18 protein-coding genes and 1 tRNA gene are annotated in these 15,728 nt (G+C 60.4%); 5 read left to right on the plus strand and 14 right to left on the minus strand.

Features of this window, described 5'->3' with window-relative positions; all coding sequences use genetic code 11:
- Together C0Z19_RS20050 and C0Z19_RS20055 are read left to right on the plus strand one after the other, a co-directional pair.
- The coding region (locus C0Z19_RS20050) for a C45 family autoproteolytic acyltransferase/hydrolase (RefSeq protein WP_233196222.1) at nt 1–1,545 on the plus strand (1,545 nt) is incomplete at its 5' end.
- Between the two features lie 90 nt (nt 1,546–1,635).
- Nucleotides 1,636–2,886, plus strand: coding sequence for a phosphatidylserine decarboxylase family protein (locus tag C0Z19_RS20055; protein ID WP_102611594.1), 1,251 nt, complete (start codon nt 1,636–1,638; stop codon nt 2,884–2,886).
- Nucleotides 2,887–3,044: 158 nt separating this feature from the next.
- Here C0Z19_RS20055 and C0Z19_RS20060 read toward each other — a convergent pair whose 3' ends face one another.
- Nucleotides 3,045–4,607 (minus strand): hypothetical protein, encoded by a 1,563-nt coding sequence (locus tag C0Z19_RS20060; protein ID WP_102611595.1) that lies wholly within the window; start codon nt 4,605–4,607, stop codon nt 3,045–3,047.
- 892 nt (nt 4,608–5,499) lie between these two features.
- On the opposite strand from C0Z19_RS20060, the gene C0Z19_RS20065 reads away from it, so the two are divergent.
- The gene (locus C0Z19_RS20065; protein ID WP_102611596.1) at nt 5,500–5,715 is read left to right on the plus strand and encodes a hypothetical protein; all 216 of its coding nucleotides are present in this window, start codon (nt 5,500–5,502) and stop codon (nt 5,713–5,715) included.
- A gap of 110 nt (nt 5,716–5,825) precedes the next feature.
- On the opposite strand, the gene C0Z19_RS20070 is transcribed toward C0Z19_RS20065, so the two are convergent.
- The 3 genes from C0Z19_RS20070 to C0Z19_RS20080 form a co-directional block, all read right to left on the minus strand.
- Nucleotides 5,826–6,050 carry a hypothetical protein gene (locus tag C0Z19_RS20070; RefSeq protein ID WP_102611597.1) on the minus strand — a complete coding sequence of 75 codons (225 nt, stop codon included), beginning with the start codon at nt 6,048–6,050 and terminating at the stop codon, nt 5,826–5,828.
- Between the two features lie 204 nt (nt 6,051–6,254).
- The gene (locus C0Z19_RS20075; RefSeq protein WP_102611598.1) at nt 6,255–6,458 is read right to left on the minus strand and encodes a cold-shock protein; all 204 of its coding nucleotides are present in this window, start codon (nt 6,456–6,458) and stop codon (nt 6,255–6,257) included.
- A gap of 278 nt (nt 6,459–6,736) precedes the next feature.
- Nucleotides 6,737–7,021 (minus strand): hypothetical protein, encoded by a 285-nt coding sequence (locus tag C0Z19_RS20080; protein WP_102611599.1) that lies wholly within the window; start codon nt 7,019–7,021, stop codon nt 6,737–6,739.
- Nucleotides 7,022–7,332: 311 nt separating this feature from the next.
- Between C0Z19_RS20080 and C0Z19_RS28770 the strand changes: the two genes are divergently transcribed.
- Both C0Z19_RS28770 and C0Z19_RS20095 read left to right on the plus strand, forming a co-directional pair.
- On the plus strand, nt 7,333–7,620 hold the full coding sequence (locus tag C0Z19_RS28770; RefSeq protein WP_102611600.1) for a hypothetical protein: 288 nt from the start codon (nt 7,333–7,335) through the stop codon (nt 7,618–7,620).
- A gap of 568 nt (nt 7,621–8,188) precedes the next feature.
- A complete protein-coding gene (locus tag C0Z19_RS20095; RefSeq protein WP_102611601.1) occupies nt 8,189–8,443 on the plus strand; it encodes a hypothetical protein in 255 nt (84 codons plus the stop codon).
- Here C0Z19_RS20095 and C0Z19_RS20100 read toward each other — a convergent pair.
- The 10 genes from C0Z19_RS20100 to infC form a co-directional block, all read right to left on the minus strand.
- Complete coding sequence (locus C0Z19_RS20100) at nt 8,440–8,664, minus strand: hypothetical protein (protein WP_175084074.1); 225 nt, start codon at nt 8,662–8,664, stop codon at nt 8,440–8,442. The genes C0Z19_RS20095 and C0Z19_RS20100 overlap by 4 nt on opposite strands.
- Nucleotides 8,664–8,876 (minus strand): 30S ribosomal protein S21, encoded by a 213-nt coding sequence (gene rpsU, locus C0Z19_RS20105; RefSeq protein ID WP_102611602.1) that lies wholly within the window; start codon nt 8,874–8,876, stop codon nt 8,664–8,666. The genes C0Z19_RS20100 and rpsU overlap by 1 nt, the downstream gene beginning before the upstream one ends.
- A gap of 648 nt (nt 8,877–9,524) precedes the next feature.
- Nucleotides 9,525–9,601 (minus strand) — tRNA-Pro (locus tag C0Z19_RS20110).
- Nucleotides 9,602–9,654: 53 nt separating this feature from the next.
- Entirely contained in the window at nt 9,655–10,095 is a 441-nt protein-coding gene (locus C0Z19_RS20115; RefSeq protein ID WP_102611603.1) for a MerR family transcriptional regulator, read from the minus strand.
- 53 nt (nt 10,096–10,148) lie between these two features.
- Nucleotides 10,149–10,565: an integration host factor subunit alpha gene (locus C0Z19_RS20120; RefSeq protein ID WP_102611604.1), complete on the minus strand. Its 417-nt coding sequence runs from the start codon at nt 10,563–10,565 to the stop codon at nt 10,149–10,151.
- A gap of 68 nt (nt 10,566–10,633) precedes the next feature.
- Nucleotides 10,634–13,063, minus strand: a complete 2,430-nt coding sequence (pheT, locus tag C0Z19_RS20125) for a phenylalanine--tRNA ligase subunit beta (RefSeq protein WP_102611605.1) — start codon at nt 13,061–13,063, stop codon at nt 10,634–10,636.
- Nucleotides 13,064–13,185: 122 nt separating this feature from the next.
- Complete coding sequence (pheS, locus tag C0Z19_RS20130; protein ID WP_175084075.1) at nt 13,186–14,199, minus strand: phenylalanine--tRNA ligase subunit alpha; 1,014 nt, start codon at nt 14,197–14,199, stop codon at nt 13,186–13,188.
- Nucleotides 14,200–14,333: 134 nt separating this feature from the next.
- The gene (rplT, locus tag C0Z19_RS20135; RefSeq protein WP_004192938.1) at nt 14,334–14,693 is read right to left on the minus strand and encodes a 50S ribosomal protein L20; all 360 of its coding nucleotides are present in this window, start codon (nt 14,691–14,693) and stop codon (nt 14,334–14,336) included.
- 29 nt (nt 14,694–14,722) lie between these two features.
- Nucleotides 14,723–14,920: a 50S ribosomal protein L35 gene (rpmI, locus tag C0Z19_RS20140; protein ID WP_102611606.1), complete on the minus strand. Its 198-nt coding sequence runs from the start codon at nt 14,918–14,920 to the stop codon at nt 14,723–14,725.
- Between the two features lie 260 nt (nt 14,921–15,180).
- On the minus strand, nt 15,181–15,702 hold the full coding sequence (gene infC / locus C0Z19_RS20145) for a translation initiation factor IF-3 (protein WP_102611607.1): 522 nt from the start codon (nt 15,700–15,702) through the stop codon (nt 15,181–15,183).
- Between the last annotated feature and the right edge of the window lie 26 nt (nt 15,703–15,728).

The following is a 15,728-nucleotide window of genomic DNA, read 5'->3' on the forward strand; positions in this document are numbered from 1 at the left end:
ATCCGACATATCGCCGATCGCTTGCTTGATCACATCCTGCACGCGCGAATCGGACATGATTTGCCCGACTTGTCCCATGGCGACCGCTGCATCGGACCGGAGACCATCATGTCCAGCGCGACGTCGAATACGACATCTGTTGCGGCGTCCGCCGCCATCGAACATCTGACCGCGCAGGAACGCGCATGGCTCGCGAAAGCGAGCCGCACGGACATTAACGGCTGGATCCATCTGAAAACGCGCGGCGCACCGTTCGAACGCGGCTTTCAACATGGCTTTCTCGTCGCCGGCGAGTATGCGCAGGCACTGCGCGTCTACAAGGCGATGACGTTGCAGACGATCGGCATGGACTACGCGTTTTTCGTCGAAACCGCAGCCAAATGTCATGGCCCCATCATCGAACGCGTTGCCCCCGACCTGCTGCAAGAGATGCGCGGCATCGCGGCGGGTCTCACCAAAGCGGGCGTGCCGTCGACGCTTGCCGACATCATCGGCTGGAACGCTTACGAAGAACTGACCGGCTATTGGTGGCCAACCGTTGCACAAAAATATGCGGCAGCGCCGATCAATGCCGGCGCACAAGCGAAGAGTCATTGCAGCGCGTTCATCGCAACGGGGTCCGCCACGGCGGACCAACGCATCGTGCTCGGCCATGAGAGTTTCACCGAGTTTTGGAATGGGCAGTACATGAATACCATTCTCGACATCGAGCCCGACGATGGGCACCGAATGGTGATGCAAAGCTGCCCTGGCTGGATTGCCAGCATGACCGATTTTTGGGTGACGGCTGGCGGACTCGTCGTCGCCGAGACCACGATCGTGGGCTTCGCCGGCTACGACATGGAAAAAGTGCCCGAATACATCCGCGTGCGCCGAGCCTGCCAGCGCGCATCGAATATCGACGAGTGGGTCGCGCTGCTCGATGCCGGCAACAACGGCGGTTACGCGAATATGTGGCTCGTCGGCGACATCAACGCCAACGAGATCGCGAAGTACGAGCAAGGGCTGAAGTATCAAAACCTCTCGAAGCGCAGGGACGGTTGGTTTTTCGGCGATAACGCGCCCGACGATCCGCGGATCCGCAACCTCGAATGCACCGATGTCGGCTACAGCGATATCCGTCAGCAAACGGGTGCGCGTCGCATGCGCTGGCCGCAGGTGCTTGCGCAATTCGACGGCCGCATCGACGCGCAGGCCGGGCAAACCATGCTTGCGGACACGTTCGATGTGTACCTGATGCGGATCAATCCAAGCTCTCGCACGATTTGCTCGCACTACGACGTAGACCCGATGGAGTACGCGAGCGATCCGAACGCCGTCTGGAACGTGCCGTATTTCCCGGGCGGCTCCGTCGACGGCAAAGTGACGACGGCCGACATGGCGCGCACGCTGGGCATGCGCGCGCGCTTCGGACGTGCCGACGGCGTGCCGTTCGACGCCGATGAATTCCTGCGTATCCATCCGCAATGGAATTGGCAACAAGGCTACCTCGTCAGCCGTCCGCATCAGCCCTGGACGCCGTTTAACACAGCATCCGAACGATAGCAGCGCCAACCGGCTGCCGCGGCAAAGCGTGTCGCGGCACAACATCGCCGCATGCGGCGATTCCACCACACCAGCAAGGGGAAAGAGCTTATGGATACGCGATCGAGCGCGCCGCTCGCGGCGCGGCGCCGTTTAGGCCACTGGCTACCCGCCAACGAAACCGCCGTCGCAGCGTTTCGCAAGCGCATTGCCGCCCAGGTGCAAGACCAGCAGGTCGTCGTTCCGCTGCTGCCCGTCGTGCAGGAACTCGCGGCGCTCGTCAATGAAGATCCCGTCTTGCGCATGGGCTTCACGCAGGCGATCGACGAAGCGCTCGCGCGCGGGTATCAGCTCGGCTATACGAATGTCGATGAACTGATGGTGCTGATCAATCACGTGATGACCTATGCACCGCCATTCGGCAATTCCGACCTGGTCGGTTGCCCATTGAATGCGTTGCTCGACTGGCCGATGTGCATGCCGTCGGGCTTCGCGCTGTTTCACATGCCCGCGCTCAACGCGCAACTGAAGCGCGTGCTGAACTTTTGGTGCTCGTATTTGAGTGGACCGTATTCGCGCACATACTTGAACATCAACCCGCCCGAAGGCTGGTTCTGCCCCGACGCGATCAAAGCAACGAACATGTCCGAGTTCCGCTGCGATCCGAAGGCACCGTATTGGGGCTTCTCATCCTGGAACGCCTTCTTCACGCGCGAATTTCTGCCAGGCCAACGTCCCGTGGCGGATCCCACCGATAGCAAAGTAATCGTCAACGCCTGCGAGGCAACGCCGTATAACCTCCAGCATGAGGTGAAGCTCGAAGACAGATTCTGGATCAAGGCGCAGCCGTATTCGCTGCAGGACATCTTCACTGCGCAGCATCAAGAGTTGGCGCAGACTTTCGTCGGCGGCACGGTCTATCAGGCGTTTCTCAGCGCATACAACTATCACCGCTGGCATGCACCCGTTAGCGGCAGAATCGTCAAAGCGTATCTGGTCGACGGCACCTACTATTCGGACGCCCAGTCGGAAGGACTGGACCCGGCGGGCCCGAACGATTCGCAGGGCTACATCACGGCCGTGGCCGCCCGTGCGGTGCTGGTCATCGACTGCGACGACCCGTCGATCGGGCTGGTCGGATGCGTCTTTGTCGGCATGGCGGAGATTTCATCGTGCGTGGTCGAGGCGCTGCCGGGCACGCACGTGAACAAAGGCGATGAGATCGGCTACTTCCAATACGGCGGGTCGACGCACTGCCTGATCTTCCGGCCTGGCGTGATCAATAGTTTCGTGCCGAAGAAGCCCTTCAACTTCGAGGCCCCACCTCTGAAGATCAACTCGCACATTGCGACGGCGAATTGAATGCGGCGCCGATCATGCACTTGATGCCCGATTACTTGCCAAGCCGGCCCGGGTGCGTCGCGCCGGCCGGAGGAAGTAAAAAAACCTGAAACGTCGACGCTTTCGCGCCGGCGTTTCAGGCTCTCCCTGTCGAGCGGCTGTGCCTTGTCGTTTGAATTTCAGATGTCTGCGTGCTGCTTGACGAAAGTCTGGAACGTTCCGTACGTCGGCTGAATCGCCGTCAGGTTGTCGAGCACGATCCCGTAAGTGTAGTCGCCGCTCGTGAGTTCATAGAACATGACGGATTCGATCTGATCCGATTGGCGCGCGTTATAGAACTCGGTCAGTTGCTTTCCAACGTAAGTCGAACGGTTAGCTTCCGTGTACTCGGGACCGGCATTCCACTCGGTGATCATGAACGGCACGCCATAGCGAGCCTTGCAATAGACCGGCAGGTTGAAGCCGGGGCCGGCGCCGTCGGTGCCGATGTTGAAGATATCGCCGTAGGGCGAGTAGTTGTGCCACGTCGTGACGTCCCAGCGCACGGCCGGGTGCCCGGTCGAGCCGTCGGGCTGCCTGCCATCCCACAACATATCGGCAGCCGCCACATCGGCCACGCAGAAGTTGACGCCACAGCGCGCCGTCGGCTGCACCGATTTGACTCCGTCGATCATGCCGCGAATGACACCGCGCATGATCGGCCAGTTCGCGTTGTTGAAGTCGTTGTGGGACGTACCGGCCGTCGTCGAGTTCAGGATAATCGCCGGATCGCGCGTCAATTCGTTGCCGCATTCGTAGGTCGTGACGCCATACGGCGCCAACGCCTTGGCGATCGCCGCTGCGTTCGCGTGAACCGCGCTATACGCGGCCGCTTCGCTCGTGTAGAGGGTACCGCTCCCATCGCGCAGGCCATAGTTGATCAGCGTGAAAAGGTCGAGCTTCGCCGTCTGGAACTGCTTGGCCATCGCCACGACCGGGTTCAATTGTTTCGCAGTGTTGACGCAGCCGAGGCGATAGGTCGTGCAACCGAGCGCTTGCAACGCCGCGGCCGTCTGGGTCGGCGTGAACGGATAATCGTAGTGGCCGTTGATCCCATAGAACGAACCGGCCTTCGCGGCCTTGGCGATGCGCGGGTCCGTGCAGGTCAGCCACTCGCCCGTCAAAGACCGAACGTAGAACTGGCCGGTGCCCGTCTTCAGGTAGAACAGCGAGCCGTACCAAAGCAGCATGGCCGCGCTCGGCGCCGTCCTATCCTGCACGCCGTTCTTGAAAACGCCGCCGTTCGACATCGTCCAGTAGTTGTTCGATTTATCGATGATGTACGTCGCCGGCGGGATCGCCGTGCCGTCGGCCGAGGTGCCGCCCAAACGCGGATCGAGGCACTGCTTCCACGACGGGCCGACATACTGATAGAAGGCCTTGCTCGTGTTCTCGCCGTAGATGGCGCCGTTGTACCAGAGCAGCATCGTCATGTTGTACGCGTGCGAATCCTTGACGCCGTTCTTGTAGACGTAACCCTTCGAAAGCGTCCACACGTTGCCCGCGTTATCGACGATCTTCGAAGCGGACGGCACCGTCGTGCCGTTAGGCGAGGCCGTCACGCCCGCAGCGGCATCCGCCACCGCGCTGTCGCCACCGCTTGCGATGTTGCCGAGTGCATCGGTGCCGCCACCACCGCAGGCGACGAGGACATAGCTGCTTGCCGCCGCCGTCAGGCAACCGAGGAATTGACGTCGTTTCATGACTGAAGCTCGAAAGAATGTTGACTAGGGCTCGAGGGTTCGCGGTTGATGACCGCGAACCCTCGTTCGCACTTGAAAATCGCTTAGCAGTCCTAAGTAATCACTGCTGATCTGACTCCAAGTTGCCGCCCTGCTTCTTCGAGCTGCCGGCCGGTTCTATTCAACCTGCCGCGTTGCTACAACCTTGTTGTTGCTGGTCAGTGGCGTGACTTGTTGATATGAAGTATTCCAAAACGGACGTTGCGGCGAAATCAGGTTGGTCGGAGATTGGCGTGGGCCTTGCAGATCGACGCGTAGGATTCATCTGACAAAAGACTGACATGGCGTTTGTAGGCCACTGACGGCGCATTGCCGTGCGGCAGCGCTATGGGTGCTGACTGGAGCGCGAGAGGCAGCCGTTTTTTGCTGTGCACGTCGGGCAATGGGCGTAGTATGAAGCCGTCGCTCGACCTGCAACCGTCCCTGGCGTTTGAGTCGTCGCCACTTCCGACGGAACCGCGTTTCCCGATTTCACCCCAGACCGCGCGACGCGGTCGATTGCGTGCCGTACTGTCGGCGCGGCCACTCACGTCCCCTTGCACCCGCTGTCTTGTGGCGCATGACGATGTGGCTTCACAGGCAACTCACGACAACCGGTTTCTGTCTCTGCCGCCGACTCGCGGGCCGAACGGGACGGCATCCTTCACGACCGTCATCACGAGGTCGACCAGGGCGCGTATTTGATGTTCATGTCGATTCGCGCGCTGCTGTGCGAACGAGGCATGGCCCATATCGAGTCGGATTGCGAAGCGGGCCGGATCATGGCCATGCTGAACACGTGATTCGCACAGATCGATGCCTGCTGCGCCATCCGTAGCCAGGCGGGACCCATGGAGAAATGTAGAGGAATGCAATGCGCTTCAATTCGACGCTGATCGTCATCGACCCGACTCCCCGTCGTGCGGATGGCGAATATATGGCCCACGCACGCATCAGTAGCAGCCGTCCGGACGGCAGCCCGTACGACATTCATTTGAGTGGCGATCTGGCGGGTTTTGACGCGCGCGAGGAGGCGATCGCCTATGCGAGGCGCTGGGCCGAGGAATGGCTGGACGCGCGCTTTGGCTGAGCTTTGCCGGGCAATGTCCGGCATCGAAGCACCAGGAGAAAGCGAGTGATGGGCAATCGGGAGCCGGTAGCCATGCATGTCGTCAGAAAGACGGCATGCAGCAAAGATGATCAACCGCGGGTATCGACCCATTTCCGCGCCCATCGGCGCGAGAACTCGAGCGCATCGGCTTCGCTGACGAAGTACCCGAGCGAGTAGAACTCATAAGACATGGGGCCTGTACGGCGATCGGACCGCCTGAGCGTCAGGTTTGAAGAGAAAGTGCCGTCAGGCAGGTAGTGCGCGGACGGTTTGACCGCGTAGCCGCGATATTGAGTGGTGCCAGATTGTTGCATGGTGACTGATAGACCTGAATATGTGCATGCGACTCCATGGTCCCGTCAAGGGACGCTGATCCGTTCGGAGATCCGGAAACGAAGATGAGCCTGCGATGAATGTCGACCGCCATCTTGCGAGTGAGCGGCAAGAGCGGTCGACACGATGGTATTGCGAGGTAGCGTCCGGCTCCCGTTGGGAGCCCGACGAATAAGCGGAAGCGGTTACAGCGGTTTGATGTTGGACGCCTGTAGACCCTTCGGGCCGCGCTTCGTCTCGAAGCTGACCTTCTGGTTTTCGTTCAGTGTCTTGAACCCGTCGCCGGTAATTTCAGAAAAGTGGGCGAACAGATCCTCGCCGCCTGCATCGGGCGTGATAAATCCGAAGCCCTTGCTTTCGTTGAACCACTTGACGGTGCCGGTATCCATAATGAATCCCTCAAAAATAAAACTGACCATTCCCGGTCCGAATGGAGACGGGGAAGCATCAAGAAAGAGGGAGAAATAAGGAAACGAACTCCGCGCAAATGGCGGACATCAGACGAGCACCAATTGAACTTCCTGAACACTTCAGGCACCGACGATACGCGGATAGTACGGTCCGGTCAACCCATACCTGCGCTGCAGAAGTAACGACACGAAAACGCCGGAATCGGCGGAGCCTCTGCGCCACGCCGAAAAGCCGCCGAAACGCTGCAGCCCGGCACTTAGGCAGGCGACCAGATCGTGCGATCGGACCCGTCGCCGTCAATCAACATTTCCGCGTAAGCCAGGGAAGCACGACGTGCGTCGCCGGTATTCACGAATGGGCGCTTGCCCGGCACACGGAACAAGCGGCTTCGGGGTTCATCGATCCCCGAGCCCGGTTCGCTGATACGGATCGACGCGTCGAATCCCTCCTCGTAATTGCGGCCGAATCCGGTCTGGGTCGCACGATGGGGATACACCAACAGGGAAATATCGAGACCTCGATAGTGGCGAATGGTTGTCATAAGGTAACTCCGTTATGGCCGCAGCACGCGGCCGTTTTTTTGATGGTTGCGCAGATTTGGCGCAAGGCGATATCGCTCGCGAGCGTTATCGGGGATGGCCACACGCAGTGAAGGAGGAAGGACGCTGATAGCCGTCGTCAGGCCATCCTGAAGACGATTGACGACTGTGCAGGCAGTGGTCCGCTTTGCGAACCTTGCAGACCACCATACGCGCGCCGGCATCATCGGTCAATTCAATTCTGGTAACGACCTGCGCGGCCCTACGTGTCCTGTTTCGGGGTATAGTGAGTCTTCCCCTTGGAGTGACCAACATGTCGACCCGCCCGCTTCTTCTCTACAAGGGGTACGAACTTCATCCCCTCGTCTTCGCCCGCACATTCAATCGTTTCGACGGACATTCCCGTTACGCCGAAGGCTATGACATTGCAGTACGGATATGTCGCCCGGGCGCGATAGCGGCTTCCCCGGCCAGCCGCGTTTTCAGGTTGAATCAAGCGCATGCGATCTCCGACTTCGGGGTGGCCAAGCGTGCCGCGCGGCAGCGGGGAGAGGACATCATCGACGGAAAGGTGGACGGAGCTTCCGTCGTCGACATCTGAAAACAGCAATGGGCGTTCGACATGGGCCGGTTTGGTCGAGCGGCGGGTTGCGCTCTCCGCGACGGCCATTTGATCTTAACTGCTTGCAAGAGAGCGGCCGATGGTCAAGCGCCTCTTCCGGAGCAATCTTTTGCTCGGCCAAACGCGGCAACCGCTCCTGCGAACCGGGAAAGCCATCATGCAAAGCGATCACACCGAGGTTCCGCATTACCTCGTTTTACGAGAAGGCTGTGAGCCGTATGTTCTGAACGCTGACCGCCGTGTCGTGCGTCGCGAGGCAAGCCGTCTTCTACGAGCGTTCGCGAGATCATGCGGCAGACCGACATCGATCGCAGACGACACATGGAATGCCTTTTCCAGCTCGGAATCCATTTTGCTCATCGAGCGTGCGCAGATGCAGGCCTACGCACTGGTTAGCGGCATCGAAAGCGAACACCAACTCCGGTTGTTGGCCGGTCTCTGACTGCGCGAACGCGCATTGAGGGTCGACAGCGGACACATCCATCCGCACGCACATGCCCCGATCACGATGCGTGGCATCTTCACCGGCAATCCAAGGGAGTGTCCCGTGTATCGGATGATCACTTATCGCGGCTTCGAAATTCACGTCGAACTCAGTCAGTCCGCGGAAGATCTCTACGACGTAACGTTTCAGATCCGGGATGGCCACAACCTTCCCGTGGTCGGCGAACGTGGAGGCCGAATCCCGCTCCACAACGGCCCTTATACACGTCGTTGGGCATATCTGATCGCCGAAGTGGCGGGACAGGCGGCAATCGACGTGCTCCTTGGCGCCACCGCCACGGACAGCGATCGAACCTAGTTCTCCACGCTCAGCGCTTTCTCGACCGCGGCGATCAACCTGAACGCATCGTCGCGATCGAGCATGAGGCCGCGTCCGCCGTACTCGCATCCGAATGCGTAGAAAGTCGGCAGCAGCGTGACGACATCGCGATGAGCGTCGAAGTCCACTTCAATGCGCGTTATCGGGTAATACGTTCGCCCGGAAACCTGCTTGCATTCCACGCCGCCTCGATCATCCATCAGTAGGCCTTCTTGGGCGGGGTCGCCCGCCTTGTTCGTGCGCGCTGGCGCGACACCGCGCTCGCCAGTTTCCGCTTGCGCTTCGTTGTGGGCTTCTCGTAGGCGCAGCGCGCCCGCAGCTCCTGAATCAGCCCGGTCTTTTGGATCTCCCTGCGAAATCGCCGCAGTGCGACATCGACAGGTTCATTGAGCTTCAAAACGACTTTGGTCATATCTGCCTTGTGGGGTCACTCGGGACCCGGGACAGTCGCGCATCTGCCGCGTGCCCGGCTTGTCCGGTGAGGTTGGGTTACCGCTACTACGCCCGCATCCATCGCTCGCCGCCATCTTGGTCAATCGTGGCGTCGGAGCACGCACGCGACGCATGCCTACAACACAGGCCGTCGAAACGCAGGGCCTTGGTGAAATTAAAACTATCGCGGTGAGACAGTGCAGGTTCGCGCAGGCAGATCCTGGCGCATGCTCATGTCCGACTCCGCGCGATCCGCAAGCTTTTGAAGCGGGTGAATTCGGGTTGACTGCGCGCGCTGAATACGCTCGGGGCAGCCTGTGACGAGAGGGGCGACGAACGGATGATGGCCCGATTCGGCGTGGATCGGATCCAGCAACCTGGTGCCATCCGGAAGTGTGGGTACGCGCCGTACCGTGCGGGACATCATACTCCGGTCTACGGACAAATTGCGACGCCCGTTAGCGAATTCGCGTTTTGCCGGCGAACCATCGATCGATCAAGATGGCGTGTAGCGTGTCGAGAACCGGCGCCAGCCCCCTGCTTCGATCGAGCACAGTAAAGACACGACAGAAACGCCGGAAAAGAACAAGGGGTTACAGACTTGCGATCTGTAACCCCTTGATTTGTCTGGTCGGGGCGAGAGGATTTGAACCTCCGACCACCTGCACCCCATGCAGGTACGCTACCAGGCTGCGCTACGCCCCGAAAGCACAAGAGTATAACAGACACTTACACCGATTAGAACCACCCTCGCAAAACTATCCACGCAGCAGTTCGACGATACCGATGAGATCCTTGCGCAGTTGCGCGACATCGACCGGGGCTTGCGCTTGCGAAGCAGAGGACGCAGACGAAGCGCCCGCCGCGACACTTGCGTCGCGCGGCCCGTCCTGCCCGGGCAACGCGTCGGATTCCTGCTCGATCGTCGTCCCGCGTGCATCGAGCTTGTTGCGTGCGCCGTTGATCGTAAAGCCCTGCTCGTACAGCAGTTCGCGAATGCGCCGTATCAACAGCACCTCGTGATGCTGATAATAACGACGGTTGCCACGACGTTTGACGGGACGTAACTGCGTGAACTCCTGCTCCCAGTACCGCAGCACATGCGGCTTGACGCCGCAGAGCTCGCTCACTTCACCGATCGTGAAGTACCGCTTCGCGGGAATCGGAGGCAAGACGACTTTCTCGACTGTCGTAGTCATCGTCAGTTAACCGTCGTGTTGAAAGGCGCGCCGCCAAGCGTGAAACCCTGCTATCAGCGCGGCAACGCAGCTTCAGCGCCGTTTTCGACGAGCGCCTTCAGCTTCTGGCTTGCATGGAACGTCACGACCCGACGCGCCGCGATCGGAATCGCTTCACCCGTTTTCGGGTTGCGTCCGGGCCGCTGCGGTTTGTCGCGCAATTGAAAATTACCGAAGCCCGACAGCTTGACACTGTCGCCGCCTTCGAGCGCGTCACGAATGACCTCGAAAAACGCTTCGACCATATCCTTGGCCTCGCGCTTGTTCAGTCCGACATTGTCGAACAGCAGCTCGGCCAACTCGGCTTTGGTCAAAGTGGGCGTTTCCGTGGAAGCGGACACGCCAACGGATGAGGTCGGTATTTCGCGAATCATGGCGCCACGCTGCGCCGCAAGGAGGGCTTCGAAATCACTCGAGTTCATTTCGTTCATATCTAAAAACGGCGACTAGCTGATGGCGACACTGTGCGCGAACGCCCTTGCGAGCGTCCTCGCGATCATCAGCGCAACCGCGCGCCGTAAACTCGAGCCAAGCGATCCACCAAGGTCTTGACGGCCAGATCGACCGTCTCGTCCTGCAGCGTGCCGCCAGTATCTTGCAGGGTCACGCGGAAGGCAAGGCTTTTCTCGTGCGCCGCCATACCACCGGAAGTGCTTGATTTTGCACGAAATTCATCGAAGAGCGCAACCCTTTGAACGAACTTGCAGGCGTCCTCGTTCAACGCGCCGTGCATCTCGTCGAGCAAGGCCTGAACTTCCACGTTTTGGTCGACGACAACCGCGATATCGCGTCGCACGGGCGGATACTTCGACACTTCGGCCGGCGTAGGCAGCGTGCGCACCATCAGGGCTTGCGCATCGACTTCAAACAGAATCGGCGCATGCGGCAGGTCGTATTGCTGCATCCAGCGCGGATGCAATTCGCCGATCCAACCCACGCTCTGTCCGTCCACCTCGATGCGCGCGCTGCGGCCCGGATGCAGCGCCGGATGCTCCGCCTTGACGAAGCGCGCGACGCGCGGCGCGAACAAGGCTTCGACATCGCCCTTCACATCGAAGAAATCCACCATTCGCGTAGCAAGGCCCCATTGCTCGTCCGCCGCCGGGCCGTATGCGAGCGCGCCGATGTACTTCGGCTGCGCGTACCCTTGTACCGTCATCTCGCTCGCCGCGACCGATGCATCGCGCACGAACACGCGCCCCGCTTCGAACACGCGCACGCGATCGGCACGCCGGTTCAGGTTGTGGCGCAGCACGTTGATGAGGCTGCCGAACAGCGTCGTGCGCATGACCGACATCTGGCTCGCGATCGGATTGAGCACGCGAACCGGCTTTTCATTGCCCGCGAAATCGCGCTCCCAGCTTTCGTCGACGAAGCTGAAGTTGATCGTCTCCGCATAGTCGCGCGCAGCCAGCGCGTGGCGCAGCGAATGGATCGAACGGCGCGTTTCGTTCGTCGCGCGCATCTCGTTCGCCGCAACGGGCGGCCGTGCCGGGATATTCTCGAAGCCGTAAATGCGCGCGACCTCTTCGATCAGGTCTTCCTCGATCTCGATGTCAAAGCGATAGGACGGCGGCGTCACGGCGAAGATCTCACCGTCGAATTCATACTCGAGCCCGAGGCGCGTGAAGATCCGCGCCATTTCATCGGCATCGATCGCAACGCCGATCACACGCTGCGCACGCGCCACGCGCATCGTCACGGGTACACGCTGCGGCAGATTGACGATCTGATCGTCGACAGGCGCCGCCTCGCCGCCGCAGATATCGAGAATGAGCTGCGTGATCCGTTCGATGTGCAGGACCGTCGTCTCGTAATCGACGCCGCGCTCGAAGCGATGCGCCGCATCGGTCGAGAAGTTGTATTTGCGCGCGCGCCCGCGAATGCTGTCGGGCCACCAGAAGGCGGCTTCGAGATAGATGTTCGTCGTATCGAGCGTGACGGCCGTGCTGTCGCCCCCCATGATGCCGGCGAGGCTCTCGACTTGACGATCGTCGGCAATGACGCCAACCGTTTCGTCGATCTCGATCGTGTTCCCGTTCAACAGCTTGAGGCTCTCGCCGCGTCGCCCCCAGCGTACTTCGATGCCGCCGTGGATCTTGTCGAGATCGAACACGTGCGACGGGCGGCCGAGTTCGAGCATCACGTAATTGGAGATGTCGACGAGCGCCGAGATGCTTCGTTGTCCTGAACGTTCGAGCCGCTCGACCATCCATTGCGGGGTTTTCGCATGCGCATTCACACCACGAATCACGCGGCCCGAGAAGCGGCCGCACAGGTCGGGTGCGGCGATCTTCACGGGCAGGCGCTCGCTCAGCTTGACGGCCGCGGGCGCGATCGCGAGCGGCTTGAGCGTTGCGCCCGTGATCGCCGCCGTTTCGCGCGCGACGCCGAACACCGACAGGCAATCCGCCTTGTTCGGCGTCAGCTTGATTTCGAACACGGTGTCGTCGAGATTGAGCGTTTCGCGGATGTCCTGGCCGATAGGCGTGTCCTCGGGCAGGATCATGAGACCGCTATGATCCTCCGACAACTTGAGCTCGCGAGCCGAGCAGAGCATGCCCTCGCTTTGCACGCCACGCAGCTTCGACAGCTTGATCATGAACGGCGCCCCGCCCTCTTCGGCCGGCGGCAGTTGCGCGCCGACCAGCGCCACGGGCACCTTGATGCCGGGTGCGACATTCGGCGCACCGCATACGATATTGAGCACCGAGCCCGTTCCCGCATCGACCTGACAAACGTTGAGCTTGTCGGCATCGGGATGCTTGACCACTTCGAGCACACGGCCGACAACGATCTTCGAGGTCGGCGGCGCGGCGGGACGCAGCGACTCGACTTCGAGACCAGCCATCGTCAACGCATGCGACAGTTCATCCGTCGTCAGTTGCGGATCGACAAACGTTCGGAGCCAGGATTCAGGGAATTGCATGTGTGTCTACGTTCGTAGGTGTGGGTCCACGCCGGCCGGAAGCGGGTTCGAGACGCTCGCCCGGCCAGGCGCCGCTTCGCAAGCTATCGGCTTTCGACTTTCGCGCGGTGATTGGCTTCGCGCTACGCGAACTGCCGCAAAAAGCGCAAATCGTTCTCGAAAAAGAGCCTCAGGTCCTGCACGCCGTAGCGCAACATCGTCAGACGCTCCAGGCCGCTACCGAAGGCGAACCCGATGTAGCGTTCCGGGTCGAGGCCCATGTTGCGAATGACGTTCGGATGCACCTGGCCCGCCCCCGAGATTTCGAGCCACTTGCCGGCGTTCTTGCCCTCTTCGAACTTCATGTCGATTTCGGCCGACGGCTCGGTGAACGGGAAATACGAAGGTCTGAAGCGCACGAGGATGTCGTCACGCTCGAAGAATTTCTTCAGGAAGTCGGTATAGACGCCCTTGAGGTCGGCAAAGCTGATGTGCTCGTCGATCCACAACCCCTCGACCTGATTGAACATCGGCGAGTGCGTTGCATCGCTGTCGACGCGATAGGTGCGTCCCGGCACGATCACTTTGATCGGCGGCTTGTTGCTGCGCGCGTAGCGAACCTGCATCGGGCTCGTATGCGTGCGCAACAGCAGTGGGCGCCCGCCCGCATCCTGGCCGTCGACGTAGAACGTATCCTGCATCGATCGCGCGGGATGGTTTTCCGGGCTATTGAGCGCCGTGAAGTTGTACCAATCGGTTTCGATCTCGGGGCCGTCCGCCACATCGAACCCGATCGAGCCGAAGATCTGCTCGACGCGTTCCCACGTCTGCATCACAGGGTGCAGGCTGCCGGCGTTCAGGCCGCGCCCGGGCAGCGTGACGTCGATCGCTTCTGCCGTGAGGCGTTGTTCGAGCAGCGCCTGCGCCAGCGCTTCGCGCCGCGCGTTCAGGGCCGCTTCGACCTGTTGTTTCGCGACGTTGATGCGTGCGCCCTCGGCCTTGCGCGCCTCGGGATCGAGCTTGCCCAGCCCTTTGAGCAATTCGGTCAACATGCCCGCCTTGCCGAGAAAACGGGCCTTCTCGTTTTCGAGCGTCGTGCTATCGACGGCTCGGGAGAAGGCTTCTTGCGCGTCGGCGACAATCCGGTCCAGATCCATTGATCCCATCATTTCAACGTCGGTGATTTACGGAACAGCAAAAAAAAGGGGCTCGGTGAAGAGCCCCGTTTTTTGTCGAAAGCACCGGCATGCACCGGCGCCCCCGACGAACCACGCAGTACTAATCTGATCAATTAGGCTGCAACGGCGGCTTTCACCTGCTTCACGATCGCGGCAAAAGCAGCCTTGTCGAACACGGCCATATCGGCCAGCACCTTGCGGTCGAGTTCGATCGACGCCTTCTTCAGGCCGTTGATGAACACGCTGTACGTCATGTCGTGCTGACGAACCGCCGCGTTGATACGCGTGATCCACAGCGCACGGAATACGCGCTTCTTGTTACGACGGTCGCGGTAGGCGTACTGGCCTGCGCGCATGACCGCCTGCTTCGCGATCCGGTAGACGTTATTGCGACGGCCGCGGTAACCCTTGGCCAGGTTGATGATCTTCTTGTGGCGGGCACGTGCCGTTACCCCACGTTTGACTCGAGGCATGTTTCGCTCCTATGAGTAAAGGTTAAGGGTTAGGCGAAGGGCATCATGGCGCGCACGGAATCCAGATTGGAATCGTGAACGGCCGTGGAACCGCGCAGGTGGCGCTTGTTCTTCGTGGTTTTCTTCGTGAGGATGTGGCGCTTGAAGGCTTGACCGCGCTTGACGGTACCGCCCGGACGCACCACAAAGCGCTTTGCAGCGCTCTTCTTGGTCTTCATCTTAGGCATGACGAACTACTCCGTTATTTGATGGCGATGGGTGTGCGGCCGGCCGAAAAGCCCCAGATCCGCCCTTTGAAACCCAGTCCACTTGTCTGCAGCCGGCCGTTTCCGGCCGCCGCGCTTTCAGGAACCGCGCCCGGCGTTGCCGGACACGCTTCCGAAACCTGCTTACATCTCTCACTGCTTCGCCGCATGCACCGCCCGCCCGCCACGCGTTCAGGCCGACAGCCGGCCAACCGCGCAGACCGACAGCGGCGCGCCGGTGATCACTTCTTTTTCTTCGGCGCGAGCACCATGATCATCTGGCGCCCTTCCATCTTCGGCATCTGCTCGACCTGGCCCACCTCATCGAGATCGGTGCGCAACCGTTCGAGCATCCGCATGCCGATTTCCTGGTGCGCCATTTCGCGCCCACGAAAACGCAATGTGATCTTCGTCTTGTCACCCTCTTCGAGGAAGCGCACGAGATTCCGCAGCTTGACGTTGTAATCGCCGTCATCGGTACCCGGCCGGAATTTGACTTCCTTGACCTGGATGACCTTCTGCTTGAGTTTCGCCTCGTGCTGCTTTTTCGATTCCTGGTACTTGAACTTGCCGTAATCCATCAAACGGCAGACAGGAGGAACCGCCTGCGGGGCGATCTCCACCAGATCGACGTCCTGCTGTTCCGACATGCGGAAAGCATCAGCCAGTTTCACGATGCCGAGCGGTTCGTTCTCGACTCCGACTAGACGCACCTCGGGTGCCGTAATCTCACCGTTGATGCGATGCGACTTATCAGTAGCGATGTTTTGTTTCCTCTAAAAATTAAAAA

This window comes from Trinickia soli, from assembly GCF_002879855.1.
GTDB classification, from domain to species: domain Bacteria; phylum Pseudomonadota; class Gammaproteobacteria; order Burkholderiales; family Burkholderiaceae; genus Trinickia; species Trinickia soli.

Excerpts from the sequence above, each read along its gene's own strand:
- C0Z19_RS20055 (WP_102611594.1), top strand. The coding sequence starts at position 1,636 with ATGGATACGCGATCGAGCGCGCCGCTCGCGGCGCGGCGCCGTTTAGGC.
- C0Z19_RS20060 (WP_102611595.1), bottom strand. The coding sequence starts at position 4,607 with ATGAAACGACGTCAATTCCTCGGTTGCCTGACGGCGGCGGCAAGCAGC.
- C0Z19_RS20065 (WP_102611596.1), top strand. The coding sequence starts at position 5,500 with ATGCGCTTCAATTCGACGCTGATCGTCATCGACCCGACTCCCCGTCGT.
- C0Z19_RS20070 (WP_102611597.1), bottom strand. The coding sequence starts at position 6,050 with ATGCAACAATCTGGCACCACTCAATATCGCGGCTACGCGGTCAAACCG.
- C0Z19_RS20075 (WP_102611598.1), bottom strand. The coding sequence starts at position 6,458 with ATGGATACCGGCACCGTCAAGTGGTTCAACGAAAGCAAGGGCTTCGGA.
- C0Z19_RS20080 (WP_102611599.1), bottom strand. The coding sequence starts at position 7,021 with ATGACAACCATTCGCCACTATCGAGGTCTCGATATTTCCCTGTTGGTG.
- C0Z19_RS28770 (WP_102611600.1), top strand. The coding sequence starts at position 7,333 with ATGTCGACCCGCCCGCTTCTTCTCTACAAGGGGTACGAACTTCATCCC.
- C0Z19_RS20100 (WP_175084074.1), bottom strand. The coding sequence starts at position 8,664 with ATGGATGATCGAGGCGGCGTGGAATGCAAGCAGGTTTCCGGGCGAACG.
- rpsU (WP_102611602.1), bottom strand. The coding sequence starts at position 8,876 with ATGACCAAAGTCGTTTTGAAGCTCAATGAACCTGTCGATGTCGCACTG.
- C0Z19_RS20115 (WP_102611603.1), bottom strand. The coding sequence starts at position 10,095 with ATGACTACGACAGTCGAGAAAGTCGTCTTGCCTCCGATTCCCGCGAAG.
- C0Z19_RS20120 (WP_102611604.1), bottom strand. The coding sequence starts at position 10,565 with ATGAACGAAATGAACTCGAGTGATTTCGAAGCCCTCCTTGCGGCGCAG.
- pheT (WP_102611605.1), bottom strand. The coding sequence starts at position 13,063 with ATGCAATTCCCTGAATCCTGGCTCCGAACGTTTGTCGATCCGCAACTG.
- pheS (WP_175084075.1), bottom strand. The coding sequence starts at position 14,199 with ATGGATCTGGACCGGATTGTCGCCGACGCGCAAGAAGCCTTCTCCCGA.
- rplT (WP_004192938.1), bottom strand. The coding sequence starts at position 14,693 with ATGCCTCGAGTCAAACGTGGGGTAACGGCACGTGCCCGCCACAAGAAG.
- rpmI (WP_102611606.1), bottom strand. The coding sequence starts at position 14,920 with ATGCCTAAGATGAAGACCAAGAAGAGCGCTGCAAAGCGCTTTGTGGTG.